Origin of the sequence: Parafrankia sp. EUN1f, from assembly GCF_000177675.1 — a bacterium.
Lineage (GTDB): Bacteria > Actinomycetota > Actinomycetes > Frankiales > Frankiaceae > Parafrankia.
Genome location: NZ_ADGX01000018.1, coordinates 24,359 through 39,385, shown reverse-complemented (window position 1 = coordinate 39,385; position 15,027 = coordinate 24,359). Strand labels below are relative to the sequence as shown.

Here is a 15,027-nt window from a genome sequence, read left to right as displayed (position 1 = left end):
AGGAGATCACGATGACCCGTGCCATCGACTGCCTGGTGAACGTCGACTTCGGCGACACGAAGAAGCAGCCCGACTGGATGGTCCGTGTGAAGGAGGACTACTTCAAGGGCGGCGACAACTTCTTCCGCAGCCCGGAGCTTCCCGAGTTGCTCGAGGACATGGACGCGAACGGTGTCGAGCGCGCGGTCCTGATCGCGAAGGCCGGGAAGCCCGACGGCCGTGCGTTCCAGTTCGCCGAGGCCCGCCCGGACCGGTTCGCCCTCGCGATCGGCGGCTTCAACCTGCTCCACCCCATGCCGACGGTCCGCGCCCTGGAGTCGTTCGCCCGCGACTATCCGGTGGTGAGCGCCACCGTCGGCCCCAGCTTCTGGGGGGACGGCATGTACCCGCCCACCGACCCGGTCTACTACCCCCTCTACACCAAGTGCTGCGAGCTCGACCTGCCGCTGTGCGTCAACACCGGCATCCCCGGCCCGCCGCTGCCGGCCGAACCGCAGAACCCGATCCACATCGACCGGGTCTGCTACCGGTTCCCCGAGCTGAAGCTGTGCATGATCCATGGCGCCGACCCGTGGTGGGACACCGCGATCCGCCTGATGATCAAGTACCGCAACCTGCGCCTGATGACGTCGGCGTGGTCGCCGAAGCGGCTGCCCGAATCGCTGCTGCACTTCATGTCGACCCGCGGCAAGAACCGGGTCATCTTCGCCTCGGACTACCCCGTGCTGTCGTTCAAGCGGTGCCTCGGTGAGGCCGAGGCCCTCCCGCTGACCGACGAGGTCCGCGACAACTGGCTGTACGGAAATGCGGACGCCTTCTTCTTCGACCGCAAGCCCGCCTCGTAACAGCGGACGCCATGCCACGGGAACCCGGATGGCGGACCAGTCGTAGGATCCGCCATCCAGGTTCAGAGAATGCGAACGACCACGCAGAGGCGTTGCTCTATCGCCCGCTGGCGATCAGCGGCCCTTCCAGACTGGTGTCCGCTTCTCGGCGAAGGCGCGACCGGCCTCCTGGGCGTCCTCGCTCCCCATGAGCGTGCCCATCGCCTCGAAGACCGGCTTCATCGCCGCCTCGTCGTCGCCGAGCTCGGCACGCATCAGCCGCTTGGTCGCGGAGACAGCGAGCGGGCCGCCGGCCCTGATGCGCGCGGCGAGCTCGAGCGCCGCGGGCAGCAACTCCTCGCGGGGAACCACGCGGTTGATCAGACCCCAGCGCAGCGCCTCCGCCGCGGGAATCGGCTCACCCGTGAGGCCGAGCTCGAGGGCGACCGCGATCGGCAGCCGCTGCGGCAGTCGGGTGCCACCGCCACCGGCCAGCAGGCCGCGCCGGACCTCGGGCAGCCCGAACGGCGTGTTCTCGACGGCGACCACGAGGTCACAGGACATCATGACCTCGAAGCCACCACCCAGGCAGGCACCGTTCACCGCGCCCAGCAGCGGCTTCGGGAAGTCACGCAGCGCGTTCAGGCCGTCCATGACGGGCTTGAGGTTCTCGCCCCTGGCCAGGGCCTTGAGATCGAGGCCGGCGCAGAAGCTGCGATCGCCGGCGCCGGTGAGAACGACACAGCGGATGTCCGCATCGTCCGAGGCACGCGCGAGGGCGTCGACGATACCCTGGCCGACCTCGCCGTTCAGGGCGTTGCGGGCCTCGGGGCGGTTGATGGTGACGACGAGCGCGCCGTCGGTCAGGTCGGTGAGGATGCTCATCTGGTCGCTCACTTCGGGGCGAAGCGCTGGCCGCCGTCCAGACGGATCGTCTGGCCGTTGAGCATCGGGTTCTCGACGATCCCGACGGCGAGCAGGGCGTACTCCTCGGGCCGGCCCATCCGCTTGGGGAAGGCCGCGTCCTTCGTCAGCACCTTCTCGTACTCCTCGGGGATCCCCGCGGTCAGCCCGGTGTGGAACAGGCTGGGCGCGATCGCGTTCACCCGGATCCCCAGCGAGCCCAGCTCCCGGGCCATCGTGAGACTCATCGCCGCGACGCCGCCCTTGGCCGCGGTGTAGGCGATCTGGCCGATCTGGCCCTCGAACGCGGCGATCGACGCCGTGTTGATGATCACGCCCCGCTCGCCCTCGGCGTTCGGCTCGTTGGTGGCCATCCGTGCGGCGGCCAGCCGGGCCACGTTGAACGTGCCGACGAGGTTGAGGTCGACGACCCGCTGGAACTCCTCGATCGGCAGCGGGCCCGCCTTGCCCAGGGTGCGCCCGGGTGTCGCCCCGCCCGCGGTGTTCACCACGACGTCGATGCCGCCGAGCGCGGCCACGGCCGCGTCCAGGACCGCCTCGAACCCTGCGAAGTCGGTGACATCGCAGGGGTGGAACGTGCCGTTGAGGCCCGCGGCGACCGCTTCCCCGTCACTTGCGGCGCGGTCGAGGATCGCGACCCGGCCACCGCGGGCACCGATCAGCTCGGCCGTCGCACGGGCCATCCCGGAGGCGCCGCCCACGGCGACCGCCCGTATGCCTTTCAGTTCCACGTGATGCTTCCTCTCTGAGGTTCACGTCCTGGCCGGCCCGGCCGGTTCCTGGCCGGCCACCCGATGCGGGCGGTGGGCCCGCGCCTCGGCCGCCCCGCCCACTGGACGACATCCGCGGGCGGCGAGGCTGATTTTGGATAAAGTATTTCTTTCTTTTATCCTGCGGACCGGTCACCCGCAAGCACAGCGCGGGTGACCGGTCCAGATGCGGCAACGAACCAGCTAACTCCAAAAAATCTACACTTTTTGGCCGTCGCGTTCACGCCACACCTCGCGGAGGATCGACGCCCCCACCGATCCGCGCACCGCCGCCGGCAGGCGCGGCACGCGGGGTCCCCCGCGGCGACAGCCCAGCCGACGGCGGCACGCGGGTGGGCGGATGGCACAGGTGACCGCAGCACGGTCCGCGACCGTTGCGCGCACGCCACGACAGAAGCTAGGCTCCATAATATATATATGTTTAAGGCGCCTGACGTCGGTGCAGGGCAGACGGACGAGAGGGAGAATCACCCATGGGGTTCGAGTCGATCCAGTACGACGTCGCCGACCGCATCGCCACGATCACCTTCGACCGGCCCGACCAGCTCAACGCCCTGAGCCCGGCCATGATCGAGGAACTGCGCCGTGCCTATGCCGAGGCCGAAGCCGACGACAACGTCTGGATCCTCGTCATCACCGGCAACGGCCGGGCCTTCTGCGCCGGCGCCGACGTCGGCGAGATCTCCGGCGACGGACGGGTCGTCTACGAAGAGCCGTACCTGACGACCTACCCCCAGTGGGAGGCCCCGCAGGAAGGCACACCTCCCTTCCGGACCATGACCAAGCCGATCCTCGCCGCGATCAACGGGCTGTGCTGCGGCGCCGGACTCGACCTGGTCACCACCGGTGACATCGTCATCGCCTCCGAACGCGCCGAGTTCTTCGACCCTCACGTGAGCATCGGCCTCGTCAGCGGACGGGAGGCCGTCCGCCTCGCCCGCGCCCTGCCCACCAACATCGCCATGCGGATGGCGCTGATGGGCCGGCACGAGCGCATGAGCGCCCAGCGCGCCTACGACCTCGGGCTCGTCTCCGAAGTCGTCGAACACGACCGGCTGCTCGAACGCGCACACGAGATCGCCGGCATCGTGAACCGCAACGCCCCCCTCGCCGTACGCGGCACCCGCCTCGCAATCCGCAAGGGCCGCGACCTCCCCCTGCACGAGGCCGAGATCATGGCCGAGGCCTACCGCGAACGCGTCGTCCGCACCGACGACGCCCAGGAGGGACCGCAGGCGTTCATGGAGAAGCGCACGCCCAAGTGGCAGTGCAGCTGATCCCGCGGACCGTGGCCGTTGCCGCCGGCGCCGAGCGCGTGCCGGTCCGTGGAAGGCAGGTGGAAGGCAGGTGTAAGGCAGGTGGCCTGGGCGGGGCGGCCAGCGGAAGGCGACCCGTGGAAGGTAACCAGCGGAAGGAAGGTCAACCCAGGTGACCGAGGCCGGGAACGCCCGCGGCGGTGAGCGGGCAGCGCCCCGCGAGAAGCCGCAGCGGATCGCCGACGAGCTCCGGCGGCTCATCGTGCAGGGCGAACTGGCGGAGGGTGAGTCACTCGGCCGCGAGCCCGACCTGGTCGACCGGTTCGGGGTGTCCCGCCCGTCGCTGCGGGAGGCGCTGCGCATCCTGGAGACGGAAGGCCTCATCTCCGTGCGCCGCGGGGTGCTCGGTGGTGTGATCGTCCACCAGCCCGACGAGCGGCTGACGGCACGCACCGCGGCGATGGTCCTGCAGGCCCGCAACGTCCCGCTGGTGGACGTCTACGACGCCCGCAGCTTGATCGAGCCGGTCGCGGCACGGATGGTGGCCGCGTCGCGCTCACACCGGTCAGCGGCCGCGGAGCTGCGCCGGCTCACCGCCGAGCAGCTTGAGGCGGTGGACGACCCCGACGCCTTCGGGCAGGCCAACTCACGTTTTCACAGCCGGCTCGTGGAGCTCGCCGGCAACCAGACACTGGCCATCGTCACCGAAATGCTCAACGAGGTCGTCGCCCGGGCCGTGGCCGCGGTGAGCCAGCCCGACGACGCCGGCGACGCCACCACCACCAAACTGCGCGGCCTGCGTTCCCAGGCCCGGCTCGCCACCCTCATCGAGCAGGGCGACGCCGGCGCGGCCGAGGAGCACTGGGCCGGGCACATGAAGATCGTCGGCCGGGTCATGCTCGCACAGCGCGCGAAGACCGTCATCGATCTGATGCAACACGCCTTCTGACCGGATGTGGCGTCCGACCGGATATGGTCCGGCGGTGGTAGCTCGCCCGGCAACCGGCCGTGGCGGATACGGCGGTGCGGGCGTACGTTTCGGCACCTACGAGCGAGCAGGCGAGCCCTGTGGCGAACTTCGGTGACTACCAGTTTGAGATCTACCTGAACGGTCTCTCCGGCATCATGCCGACGATGCCGATGACCTATGCCGAACTGGAGGAACGCGGCTCCCGGGCCCTCGACCCGTGGCTGCTCTCGTACGTGGCCGGCGGTGCCGGCGACGAACGAACCCAGGATCTCAACGTCTCGGTGTTCGACGACTGGGGCCTGATCCCCAGGATGCTCGTCGACGGCAGCCACCGGGATCTGTCGGTCGAGCTCTGCGGGATCACGCTGCCGTCGCCGCTGCTGATGGCTCCCGTCGGCGTGATCGGTCTGTGCGCCCAGGACGGTCACGGCGACCTGGCGGTGGCGCGGGCTTCGGCGAGGACCGGCGTACCCATGATCGCCTCCACTCTCGCGGCCGACCCGTTGGAGGATGTCGCGTCCCAGCTCGGGGAAACTCCGGGATTCTTCCAGCTCTACACACCCAACGACCGTGAGCTCGCCGAGAGCCTGGTGCACCGGGCTGAGAACGCGGGCTTCAGGGGGATTGTCGTCACGCTCGACACCTGGGTTCCGGGATGGCGGCCCCGTGATCTCACCCGATCGAACTTTCCCCAGTTGCGCGGGCTGGCACTCGAGAACTACTTCAGCGACCCGGTCTTCGTCTCCCGACTGGCCAGACCGCCGAAAGAGGATCTCCAGGCCGCCGTGGGGACCTGGGCGCTGACCTTCGGCAACCCGAGCCTGACCTGGACGGACCTGGCCTGGTTCCGGTCCATGACCAGCCTGCCGCTGATCCTCAAAGGGATCATGCATCCCGAGGACGTCCGACGAGCAGTCGACGGTGGTGTCGACGCGATCTACTGCTCCAACCATGGTGGTCGCCAGGCGAACGGCGGTCTGGCCTCGCTCGACATGCTGCCCGACGTGGTCGAGGCCGCCGGCGAGATTCCGGTGGTCTTCGACTCCGGTGTGCGCTCCGGTGACCACATCGTCAAGGCGCTCGCGCTGGGTGCCCGGGCGGTCGGCGTGGGAAGACCTTATGTGTACGGTCTGTCGCTCGGCGGCGAGGACGGAGTCGTTCACGTGCTGCGTTCGCTGCTTGCCGAGGCCGACCTGCTCATGGCGGTCGACGGTTACCCACGGATCGCCGACCTCGGCCCTTCGGCCCTGCGCCGTCGATAGGTCTTCCGCGCGAGGTCCGGTATCAGGGGACCGGAAGGCGAATTCGCCCGGCGGCCGCCGGGGCCTGTCGCAGGCCCGCCTCGAAGGCCGGTACCCAACGGGTGTGGTCGCCCACATCCGTGCCGATGGCCACGCGCGCTGCATCGTCGGGGACGACTCCGATGGTGCGGGTGCCAGGCACCGGCGCCTCGCCCGAGTCGACCCCGAAGGGCTCTACCAGGACAATCGTCTTCGCCCCGGCGGCAAGATGCGGATGGGATCCCCCTGCGAGGGCTCCGTCGATATAACGACGGCCGTTGATCGTGACCGGCGGATAGGCACCGGGCATCGCACAGCTCGCCGCCACCACTCTCGCCAGCGGAGCGGCGCTGGTGCGGTCCCACACCACGGGCTCACCGCTATCGAGATCCACGGTGGTGATCAGCATTGCGCGGTCCGGCCAGTCGCCGGCACCGACCAGGTACTCCATCGAGGCCACATGTTCGTCCTGCGCGATGGTGGGCGCGGTGAGCGCGAGCCGGCCGACGCGGCGGCGGGCCTCCGCCGGCGCCAGCCCGGTATCACCGAGGAGGGCCCGCACCCGGGCCATGAGATCGGGATCTGGCCGGCGCCACGGTCCGGACGACTCGGGAGGCGCCGCCAGCCGCCGGAGATCACCGCCGGAGGCCAGCGCCGCGCCGGCGATCGCCCCCGCGGAGGTTCCCACGATCAGGTCGGCGTCCGCCAGGTCCACACCCTCGTCACGAAGCCCGGCCGCGAGCCCGAACAGCCACGCCATGCCGACGATCCCACCGGGACCGAGCACGACCGCCTGGGCAGCAGAGAAGGTCATGCGCGCCAGCATCGGACCTCAAGAGAGGTTGAGGTCAAGTCCCGCCCGTGAATGGACCGGCAGGCGGGTTCGCCCAGAAATCATCCGCCCAGGACCAGCGGGCCGAGAGTACGCGCGGCGATCTCAAGGCCCCTCTTGACCTTCTCCTCCGAACCGCTCCACACCGGGTCCTCGTGCTCGACGGCGACCGTCCCGGAGAAACCCCCGTCATGGAGGACGTCGATGATGCGGTTCCAGTCGAGCTGGCCGCGGCCCGGAACCCGGTAACGCCACCAGCCGACGTCCTCGGGTCTCACCCGGCCCAACGCCCGCCCGAAAACGCTGTACTGGCTGCGCCGCCGTTCGTCGATCTCGATGTCCTTCGCCTGCACATGCAGCACTTTTCCGCCTTCCAGGGCGGGCCGCAGCGCGTCGATGGGGTCGATGCCGAGCCAGCAAAGGTGGGACGGATCGTAGTTCAGGTAGAAACCGAGATCGAAGATCCAGTCCCACAGCTCCGGTGAATAGGCCAGGTTCCCCGGATACCCGTCGGGGTGCCAGCCTTCCATGGGGCAGTTCTCGACGACGAGCCGCACATCGCGCCGCCGCGCGTAATCGACCAGCCGTGGCAGGGACTTCTCCGCGAGCTCCACGTTCGCCGCGACGGTGCGCGAGGGATCCCTGCCGATGAAGGTCCCGACGCACGGAACCTCGAGCCTGGCCGCGGCATCGACGCAGCGGCGGAGATGGTCATGCGTCCGTCGCCGTTCGTCCTCGTCGGCGTGAAGGTTGTTGCCGTAGTAGCTGACCGCCGAAATGGAAAGTCCGTGCTGAGCCAACAGCTTGCGGACGGCGGTCGCCTCCGCCGCGGAGAAGCTCTCGGCATCGATGTGGCTGGCCTGGTGAGCGTGCTCGCTTCCGACCGGCCAGGCAGCGACCTCCAGCGTCTGGTAGCCCGACCGGACGCACCAGGCCGCGATGTCGGCGAGCCCGAGCCGCGGCAGACAGGCGGTGAACAGGCCAAGTTCCACGGTGGTCCCTTTCTGTTTTGTTCGGGACGTCTTTGTTCGGGACGTCGTCCTCGCGGCGCGCGGGATGACCACCCACGGCGAAGCCCGGTCAGGCGCCCGGCGAGCCGACGAGCTCGAGGAGGCATGCACGGGTGTCGGCGGTGCTCGGATGGTCCGCGCCGAGACGGCTCGTCTGCGTCCGGAGGATCCTCCGCAGCTCGCGGCGCGCCGCCGGAACACGCCGTCGGTCGATCCGTGCCGTGGCCAGCGCGTGGTACTTCCGTGTCTCTAGCGTGTCGGGATGCCTGGCCCCGAATATTCTGCGGCGAGCCACCAGCACCCGCGCGCACAGATCGCGGGCACCCGGGGTGTCCCCCATCGCCAGCAGCACCTGAGCCAGCGAATGCTCCGCGTCCAACGTGTCCGCGTGCAGTGGCCCGAGAAGAGCGGCCCGGCTTTCGATGACAGCGCGGTAGGCCGCCTCGGCGTCGGCCCATCGCCGCTGCCTGCCCAGCAGCCAGGCGTACATGCAGTCGAAGTGCAGCCGCTGCGTCGCGGTCGTGTCGACGGCCTGCTCGATCATGGCCCCGAGTTCGGCGAAGACCACCTCGGCTTCGTCCGGCCGCCCCTGCTGCACCAGGGCCCAGGCCAGGTAGCGGCACGACTCCACCGTCTCGGGATGACCCGGGCCAAGCACCCTCGTCTGCCTCGTGTGGACGTCCCGCAGCTCGCTCTCCGCCCAGTCACGGTCACCGATCCGCAGCGCCGCCATCGCGCCGGTGAAGCGGCAGCTCAGCGCCGCTGGCCGATCCGCGTCCAGCAGGATCACGTGCGGCCGCGCCGCGGCGATCAGCGCGGCGCCGGCCCGGTCGTCGCGGTTCTCGACGAGCACCGCGCCGGTGTGGGCGACCAGAGCGAGCAGTGCGTCCCTGCTCCGCCGGTCGAACGTGCCTGCCGGGCTGCCGAGCAGCTGGAGCAGCAGCCGCGTCAGCGAGATGAACCGCCGACGGCTGGCCCGTGGCAGACCACGGATATCCCCGAACGCGTATATCGCCCGTGACAGCGACTCGATCGCGCTGAGGCGCCAGGTGGTCGCCGCCGACCGGGCGGCGAGTCGATCAGGCCGGCCTAGCCGCCGCCCGAGCGCGGCCCCGACAGCGGAGACGAACAGCCCGGCAGCGGTACACAGTTTGAGGAGCTTGCCCGGCCGGGCGTCGATGTGTGCGGCCAGCTCCTCGGCTCGCACGTGGGCTCGCAACGGGTCCGCATAGCGCAGGTGTGCGGCCCAGCGGGCGAGCACCCGGCCAAACCATGGAGAGATGTCGTAGATCTCGTTCAGCAGATAGCAGCACAGAATCCCCAGCAGAGGGCCGGCGATATTCACCGCGTACCACCGAAGAGAACGAAACGGCGGCAAGCCCCGGTGAAGGAGAGGCCCCGAAGCGCGTCAGAGGGTCGTGTGGGTCCGGACCCGGCCGGCCGCACCACGCCTCGGCGGGTGCTGCTTCCCCGGCGGGTGCTGCTTCCCCGGCGCTCGGCCAGTAGTTCCCGCGCCGCCGCGGCTCCTTCGGCCGAAAGAACGTACAGGCGGCGACGGGGCCGGGACGGCTCCGCCGGCGGCTCCTCCCACCGGCCGGTCACCCACCCCAGGTCCTCGAGGCGGTCGAGAATTCCGTAGACGGTCGGCCCTGACCTCCCCGTCGACCTGGAGATGACCCATCCATGGAGCTCCTCGGATTTTTGCATGGCGTCAAGAAAGGCTTCCAGGACGTCGAGAAGCGGGCCCGTGACCCGCGTGGGATCCGGCATGACCCTTAATCTACCTAGGAAGAATAAGCGCCGCAGCCATTTCGTCAAACCCGACAATTATCGGGAAAAGGGCCGTCCGCCGACCCTCCGGCCGCTCCGGCCGGGGCTGGGAGTTCTGCCGCCAGGCGCACGGCCCTGACACGCGTCACCGTCGCGTACGGCGGCGCGATCGAAGCACACCGGGCTCCGATCGGGCACCACGCGACGGATCAACCGGCGCAACGGCAGGGCAACCAGACGGCCCCAGGCCGGCAATCCACGGCGACGAGACTGCCGCGTGCCTGGATCAACGACCCGTGCACGGCCCCGTCGGCCCCGTCGGCCCCGGCCGCCGCCGCCCGTCGTGGTTACGACCGTGAGGAAGAGGTGCGCATGTTCCACCTGGGCTGGTTCGTCGGCAGTGGATTCGGGCCGCAGGCCTGGAACGACATGTGGTCGGGCACGCTTTCCGCGGAATGGACCCGGGGCGGCTTCTACACCGATCTCGCCCGTTCGCTCGAGCGCGCGTTCTTCGACTATCTGATCCTCGAAGACGGCCTGATGATCACTGATACCTACAAGGGGACGATGGAGGTCGATCTCGCCCACGCCTGGGAGTCACCGCGGCTGGACCCGATGGCCGCCGTGGCCGTGATGAGCCAGGCCACCTCGCGCATCGGGTTGGTGGCGACACTGTCGACGTCGTTCTATCCGCCGTTCATGGCGGCCCGGATGCTGGCCTCTCTCGACCACCTCTCCGAAGGCAGGGTCGGGGCGAACCTGGTGACGTCCAGCAGCCACCGCTCGGCCCAGAACTTCGGTTTCGCGGAACATTTCGAGCACGACCTGCGCTACGAGATGGCCGGCGAGTGGATGGACCTGGTAGATCAGCTTCTGTCCTCCTGGGAGCCCGGCGCGGTGGTCGCCAGTGGCGGGGTCTTCGCGGATCACCGCAAGGTGCACACCGTCGACTTCGACGGGCGTTTCCACCGCAGCCGCGGGCCTCTCAACGCCCCGGCCGGGCCGCAGGGCCGCCCGGTGATCTGCCAGGCCGGCGGGTCACCCGCGGGCCGGGAGCTCGCCGCGACGTACGCCGACACCATCATCGCGGTGCCGCACGGCGTGGACGCGATGCGCGCCTACCGGGACGACATCTCCGAGCGCATGCTTCGGCATGGGCGCAAGCCGGCCGACTGCAAGGTGCTGTTCCTGGTCAACCCGGTTCTGGGCGAGACCGACGCGGAGGCCCGCGAGACCCTGGCCCAGCGCCGCGCCCGGCAGCACGACCCCGACGTCATGGACACCATCCTCGGGCAGATGTCCTACTTCAGCGGCATCGATTTCGCGCAGTTCGACCTGGACGCTCCTTTCCCGGATCTGACCGGCCAGGTGAACGGCCACCAGAGCTCGATGGCCCGGTTCGCCGCCGCCGCGGGTGGACGCACGCTGCGGGAGACCGTGATGGATCACGACACGGTCGAGTCGGTGGAGCTGGTCGGCTCGCCGGACACCGTCGCCGTGCAGATGGGCGAGGTGATGGACGCCGTCGGCGGCGACGGCTTCCTGATCGCCACGCCGGTGCACCGCCGTTCGGTCAGCGAGATCGTGGACGGGCTCGCCCCGGCGCTGCGCCGCCGCGGGCTCATGCGCGGGTCGTACCCGCACCGGCTGTTCCGCGACAACCTGCTCGACTTCTGATCGATCGGCTCTGACGCTGCCTTCGCGCGACGGCCTGGCAGAACGCGACACCGGCCAGCGGCCGGACGGGCAGCGGCCAGGCGGGCAGCGGCCAGGCGGAACCCGGGACGACGTGCGGCCCGCCCCGGTAACCATCTCTCACCGGGGCCGGACCTCCCGCCGGGCGGATCGCACCGGGGCCGCGGGCGTGCATCCGCCTCAGCCAGTCGCCTGCTCCTCCTTGTTGGGCCCGACCAGCTTGAAGGCGGCGCCGAACGGGTCGGCCGCGATCGCGAGCCGGCCGTAGGGGGTGTCGATCGGCGGCTGGGCGACCGTGCCGCCGAGCTTCTCGGCCAGGGCCACCGTGGCGTCGGTGTCCTCCACCGCGATGTACACACCCCAGTGCGACGGGACGCCCTCGGGGAGGAAACGCGCGGCGTCCATGATCCCCGCGTACTGCTCGCCGGCGTCGTCGACCTGGACGAGGTAGCGGAAGTCGTCGGTGTCGCCCATGACCTTCGTCTTCCAGCCGAAGACCTCCTGGTAGAAGGGGACGGAGGCGGCGAAGTCACGGCTCATCAGCTCGAACCAGCCGGGCGCTCCCGGCTCGGCCAGCAGTTGGAAACCGCGGTGGCTGCCCTGCTGCCACAGGCCGATCACCGCACCCGCGGGGTCGGTCACCACGGCCATGGTTCCCAGGTCGGCCACGGGCATCGGCGGGACCAGCACGCTTCCCCCGTGCGCGGATGCCGCCGCGACGGTCTTCTCCGCATCCTGCACCATCAGATAGGTGGTCCAGACGTCGGGGAGTTCGGCCTCCTGCTTCGGCATCCCGCCGGCGATCATCTTCCCGTCCTTGCTGAAGAACATGAAGTAGCCGCCGAACTCCTCGGACGGCTCCGCCGGGACCCAGCCGAACAGCTCCGCGTAGAACGTGCGGGCACCTTCGACATCCGAGGTCATCAGGTCGATCCAGCAGGGGGCGCCAGGCAGGGTGGTGTCGTTGGCGGGCATCACAGGCTCCTTCATCGTCGCGGCACGCGGCGCGCCGGGCGCGGGAGGTGCGCCCGCAGGTCGCCGTGCTCGTGCTGTCGACAGATTGGACCCGACCACCGACAGAAACTCATCGCCGCACGGCCGCGACATCGCGAGAAATTCGCCGACGGCGTGCCGCCACCCGGCGATCGCCCGGCGATCAGAGCGGGCGAAGCAGGGCGCGCCGCCGTGGCAGCACCGGCGATCAGGCCTGCTTTCCCGCCGCGGCCCTCGACCTCGACCGCGACCGCGCCGCGGCGGCGGCGACGCCGGCGCTGAGCCCGGCCGCGGCCACCGTGACCGCTCCGGACAGTCGCGCCGCGACCGCCAGGTCCTCGACCTGCGGCCGACGTCCCGCGCCCAGCTCGGGACGGTGCTCGACGCCGTGGGCATACCGCAGCTCACCGCCGAGCCGCAGACCGGCCGCCCCGGCGAACGCGGCCTCGGCCATACCGGAGTTCGGACTGGGATGGCGCCGGCCGTCCCGGCGCACCGTCCGCAGCGCCTGCGCCGGTGAGCCGCCGACCACCGGGGCGCAGGCACAGGTGAGCAGCGCGCAGATCCGGGCGGGTACCAGGTTGGCCAGGTCGTCGGCCCGAGCGGCGGCCCAGCCGAAGCGGCGATGGCGGGCGTTGCGGTAGCCGACCATCGCGTCCAGGGTGTTCACCGCCCGGTAGGCGACCAGACCGGGCAGGCCGGCGGCCGCGCCCCACAGGAGCGGCGCGACGACGGCGTCCGAGGTGTTCTCGGCCAGCGACTCGACCCCGGCCCGCGCCAGCCCGGCCGCGTCGAGCACCGACGGATCCCGCCCGCACAGCGACGGCAGCCGGCGACGCGCGGCGGCCAGGTCGGCCCGGGCCAGCTCACCGCCGAGCGCCCGGCCCTCCCGACGCAGCGACGTGCCGCCCAGCACCGCCCACGTGGTCGCGGCGGTCAGCGCCGTCATGGCCAGCCCGGCCGCCGGGCTGGCGGGGCGGGCGGCCAGCGCTCGTTCCACCCGGTGCGCGGCCAGCGCCGGGACCCCGACGAGCACCGCCGCGTACGCGGCGCCGACCAGCCGGTTGTCGCGATGGACGACCTGCTCGAGACTCCCGGCGACCCGGCCGAAACCAGCCACCGGATGGGACCGGGCCGGATCCGCGAAAAGCACGTCGAGCCCCGCGCCAAGCAGCAGACCCAGGGCTCGCCGGTCGATCAACCGGCCGTGCCGCTCGACGCGGGCGAGGCCGACACCGGGAGGGCCGTCGTACGCCGGGCCGGTGACGGGTTGAGCACACGTTCGGCGAGCGGGCCGAACCCGAGCCCGAGCACCACCCAGACCAGCGCCTGGGTGCCCAGCGAGGACAACCGGAAACGCCACAACAGCTCGGCCGGGAAGGACACGGGCACCTCGTTGACCACGGGCAGGAGCACGGCGGCCACCGTCACCAGAACGGTGAACGCCCCGGCCGAGGCGAGCCAGGCGTTCCACCCGCCGCCGCGTCCGGCGCTCCGGCCGGCGAGCACCCGGCCGACCTGCGCCGCGATCAGTGCGGCCAGCACCGAGACCAGAACCATCACCACATACAGGCCGGTGCGGCGGTCGATGGTGTCAGGGTTCCCCACAGCCGGGGGGTTCGCCGGGTATTTGAGAAAGGGAACCAGGGCGACCGCGATGAAACCGACCAGTGCCACTGTCGCGGCGGTGGCCCGCATCCCCGGCACGCCGATGCGGCCGTAGGCGACGGCGCACGCGATGGCGAAAAGCCCGCCCATCGCGACGCCGTACAGGCCGGTCGCGACGGCGAGGCCGATCCCCTTCTGGGTCGACCGCGACACCTCCGCGGGCTCCTCGTGCGAGTGCGTGGCCGCGGCCTCGTCCTCGCCGTGGGAATGCGGGGCCACGGCCTCCCCTTGGGCCGCTGCCTCCTCGAGGGCGATCGCCGCGTCGACCTGCGGCTCACCCGCGATGGAGGCGAACCCGAAGGCGACCAGACCGGCGAGGAGGCCTACGAGCATGCCAAATACAAGGAGTCTGCGCATCATGTGAAACGGCCTCCGCCGTCAACGCGGAAAGCTCCGCGGGCGTAGGCGGTTCAGTGGCAGGGGAAACCGAGCAGGTGCCGACCATCGTGCACGAACTCGTGGATCCAGGTGCCGCCCACCATCGAGAAGGCGCCCTCTTCGGACCCGACGAAGTAGATCACGAGCAGCATGAGCACGCCCGTGAGCACAGCCCACGGAACGATCTCGCGCAGCGGAAGCTGCAACGGCCGCGCGCCGCCGACTGACGGAGCGGGGACAACAGACGGGGGAACAACGGACTCGGCCATGCGAGGACCTCCCAGGGATCACGCGTCCCGCTGGTTGTTACGTGACGAATCGGGTCTGGCTTCCGCCCTTGAGGGAAATCCCCACAGGCGGTCACAGTGGCGCGGCCGCGCCGGAATCTCACCGGCTTCCTGTCAACATCACGACTATCGGCAGTCAGGCTACGAGATTTCCGAACGAACCGTCAACGGCGAGTTCTACCTGTCTGTTCCAAGTCACAACGCCTGCCGTGATCGGCACGCAACGCTTCTCACACGAAATCCGGGCATGGGGCCGCACCGGGTAGCACTCTGATCTCCGTCAGGAAGGAGAGGCTGTGCTCCCGAGAAGGCGGCCTGGGCCGGTGACGCTCGAAGCGCGGTCGGCCCGCTCGGTGTTGGTGCGGCCGGC

15 protein-coding genes and 1 riboswitch are annotated in these 15,027 nt (G+C 70.3%); of the genes, 5 read left to right on the top strand and 10 right to left on the bottom strand.

Annotation, left to right across the window (positions count from 1 at the left end; all coding sequences use genetic code 11):
* Positions 1 to 11 precede the first annotated feature (11 nt).
* Positions 12 to 845 (top strand): amidohydrolase family protein, encoded by an 834-nt coding sequence (locus FREUN1FDRAFT_RS07690; protein WP_006539426.1) that lies wholly within the window; start codon positions 12 to 14, stop codon positions 843 to 845.
* 114 nt (positions 846 to 959) lie between these two features.
* On the opposite strand, the gene FREUN1FDRAFT_RS07685 is transcribed toward FREUN1FDRAFT_RS07690, so the two are convergent.
* Both FREUN1FDRAFT_RS07685 and FREUN1FDRAFT_RS07680 read right to left on the bottom strand, forming a co-directional pair.
* Positions 960 to 1,709, bottom strand: a complete 750-nt coding sequence (locus FREUN1FDRAFT_RS07685) for an enoyl-CoA hydratase/isomerase family protein (RefSeq protein WP_006539425.1) — start codon at positions 1,707 to 1,709, stop codon at positions 960 to 962.
* Positions 1,710 to 1,717: 8 nt separating this feature from the next.
* A complete protein-coding gene (locus FREUN1FDRAFT_RS07680; protein ID WP_006539424.1) occupies positions 1,718 to 2,479 on the bottom strand; it encodes an SDR family oxidoreductase in 762 nt (253 codons plus the stop codon).
* Positions 2,480 to 2,991: 512 nt separating this feature from the next.
* Between FREUN1FDRAFT_RS07680 and FREUN1FDRAFT_RS07675 the strand changes: the two genes are divergently transcribed.
* From FREUN1FDRAFT_RS07675 to FREUN1FDRAFT_RS07665, 3 genes are all read left to right on the top strand, one after another.
* Positions 2,992 to 3,795 (top strand): enoyl-CoA hydratase/isomerase family protein, encoded by an 804-nt coding sequence (locus tag FREUN1FDRAFT_RS07675; RefSeq protein WP_006539423.1) that lies wholly within the window; start codon positions 2,992 to 2,994, stop codon positions 3,793 to 3,795.
* Between the two features lie 151 nt (positions 3,796 to 3,946).
* Positions 3,947 to 4,723, top strand: coding sequence for a FadR/GntR family transcriptional regulator (locus tag FREUN1FDRAFT_RS07670; protein WP_006539422.1), 777 nt, complete (start codon positions 3,947 to 3,949; stop codon positions 4,721 to 4,723).
* Positions 4,724 to 4,899: 176 nt separating this feature from the next.
* Complete coding sequence (locus FREUN1FDRAFT_RS07665) at positions 4,900 to 6,006, top strand: alpha-hydroxy-acid oxidizing protein (RefSeq protein ID WP_050795773.1); 1,107 nt, start codon at positions 4,900 to 4,902, stop codon at positions 6,004 to 6,006.
* A gap of 22 nt (positions 6,007 to 6,028) precedes the next feature.
* On the opposite strand, the gene FREUN1FDRAFT_RS07660 is transcribed toward FREUN1FDRAFT_RS07665, so the two are convergent.
* From FREUN1FDRAFT_RS07660 to FREUN1FDRAFT_RS42900, 4 genes are all read right to left on the bottom strand, one after another.
* Positions 6,029 to 6,838 carry a patatin-like phospholipase family protein gene (locus FREUN1FDRAFT_RS07660; protein WP_157474443.1) on the bottom strand — a complete coding sequence of 270 codons (810 nt, stop codon included), beginning with the start codon at positions 6,836 to 6,838 and terminating at the stop codon, positions 6,029 to 6,031.
* 80 nt (positions 6,839 to 6,918) lie between these two features.
* The gene (locus FREUN1FDRAFT_RS07655; RefSeq protein WP_006539419.1) at positions 6,919 to 7,848 is read right to left on the bottom strand and encodes a sugar phosphate isomerase/epimerase; all 930 of its coding nucleotides are present in this window, start codon (positions 7,846 to 7,848) and stop codon (positions 6,919 to 6,921) included.
* A gap of 88 nt (positions 7,849 to 7,936) precedes the next feature.
* A complete protein-coding gene (locus tag FREUN1FDRAFT_RS07650; RefSeq protein ID WP_006539418.1) occupies positions 7,937 to 9,211 on the bottom strand; it encodes a tetratricopeptide repeat protein in 1,275 nt (424 codons plus the stop codon).
* On the bottom strand, positions 9,208 to 9,573 hold the full coding sequence (locus tag FREUN1FDRAFT_RS42900) for a PadR family transcriptional regulator (RefSeq protein WP_232295090.1): 366 nt from the start codon (positions 9,571 to 9,573) through the stop codon (positions 9,208 to 9,210). Before FREUN1FDRAFT_RS42900 ends, FREUN1FDRAFT_RS07650 begins: the two co-directional genes overlap by 4 nt.
* A gap of 435 nt (positions 9,574 to 10,008) precedes the next feature.
* On the opposite strand from FREUN1FDRAFT_RS42900, the gene FREUN1FDRAFT_RS07645 reads away from it, so the two are divergent.
* Positions 10,009 to 11,313 (top strand): NtaA/DmoA family FMN-dependent monooxygenase, encoded by a 1,305-nt coding sequence (locus tag FREUN1FDRAFT_RS07645; RefSeq protein WP_006539416.1) that lies wholly within the window; start codon positions 10,009 to 10,011, stop codon positions 11,311 to 11,313.
* Between the two features lie 198 nt (positions 11,314 to 11,511).
* Here the strand turns inward: FREUN1FDRAFT_RS07645 and FREUN1FDRAFT_RS07640 are convergent, their stop codons facing one another.
* The 4 genes from FREUN1FDRAFT_RS07640 to FREUN1FDRAFT_RS07625 form a co-directional block, all read right to left on the bottom strand.
* Positions 11,512 to 12,306 (bottom strand): VOC family protein, encoded by a 795-nt coding sequence (locus FREUN1FDRAFT_RS07640; protein ID WP_006539415.1) that lies wholly within the window; start codon positions 12,304 to 12,306, stop codon positions 11,512 to 11,514.
* A gap of 226 nt (positions 12,307 to 12,532) precedes the next feature.
* The gene (locus FREUN1FDRAFT_RS07635) at positions 12,533 to 13,525 is read right to left on the bottom strand and encodes a cobalamin biosynthesis protein (RefSeq protein ID WP_006539414.1); all 993 of its coding nucleotides are present in this window, start codon (positions 13,523 to 13,525) and stop codon (positions 12,533 to 12,535) included.
* Positions 13,522 to 14,325: a CbtA family protein gene (locus tag FREUN1FDRAFT_RS07630; protein WP_232295087.1), complete on the bottom strand. Its 804-nt coding sequence runs from the start codon at positions 14,323 to 14,325 to the stop codon at positions 13,522 to 13,524. The genes FREUN1FDRAFT_RS07635 and FREUN1FDRAFT_RS07630 overlap by 4 nt, the downstream gene beginning before the upstream one ends.
* A gap of 77 nt (positions 14,326 to 14,402) precedes the next feature.
* Positions 14,403 to 14,639 (bottom strand): CbtB domain-containing protein, encoded by a 237-nt coding sequence (locus FREUN1FDRAFT_RS07625; RefSeq protein ID WP_006539412.1) that lies wholly within the window; start codon positions 14,637 to 14,639, stop codon positions 14,403 to 14,405.
* 53 nt (positions 14,640 to 14,692) lie between these two features.
* Positions 14,693 to 14,769: riboswitch (cobalamin riboswitch) on the bottom strand.
* Positions 14,770 to 15,027: the final 258 nt, after the last annotated feature.

Coding starts and splice junctions, on each gene's coding strand:
- FREUN1FDRAFT_RS07630 (WP_232295087.1), bottom strand. CDS start 14,325: ATGCTCGTAGGCCTCCTCGCCGGTCTGGTCGCCTTCGGGTTCGCCTCC.
- FREUN1FDRAFT_RS07675 (WP_006539423.1), top strand. CDS start 2,992: ATGGGGTTCGAGTCGATCCAGTACGACGTCGCCGACCGCATCGCCACG.
- FREUN1FDRAFT_RS07645 (WP_006539416.1), top strand. CDS start 10,009: ATGTTCCACCTGGGCTGGTTCGTCGGCAGTGGATTCGGGCCGCAGGCC.
- FREUN1FDRAFT_RS07660 (WP_157474443.1), bottom strand. CDS start 6,838: ATGACCTTCTCTGCTGCCCAGGCGGTCGTGCTCGGTCCCGGTGGGATC.
- FREUN1FDRAFT_RS42900 (WP_232295090.1), bottom strand. CDS start 9,573: ATGCAAAAATCCGAGGAGCTCCATGGATGGGTCATCTCCAGGTCGACG.
- FREUN1FDRAFT_RS07690 (WP_006539426.1), top strand. CDS start 12: ATGACCCGTGCCATCGACTGCCTGGTGAACGTCGACTTCGGCGACACG.
- FREUN1FDRAFT_RS07685 (WP_006539425.1), bottom strand. CDS start 1,709: ATGAGCATCCTCACCGACCTGACCGACGGCGCGCTCGTCGTCACCATC.
- FREUN1FDRAFT_RS07665 (WP_050795773.1), top strand. CDS start 4,900: ATGCCGACGATGCCGATGACCTATGCCGAACTGGAGGAACGCGGCTCC.
- FREUN1FDRAFT_RS07625 (WP_006539412.1), bottom strand. CDS start 14,639: ATGGCCGAGTCCGTTGTTCCCCCGTCTGTTGTCCCCGCTCCGTCAGTC.
- FREUN1FDRAFT_RS07640 (WP_006539415.1), bottom strand. CDS start 12,306: ATGCCCGCCAACGACACCACCCTGCCTGGCGCCCCCTGCTGGATCGAC.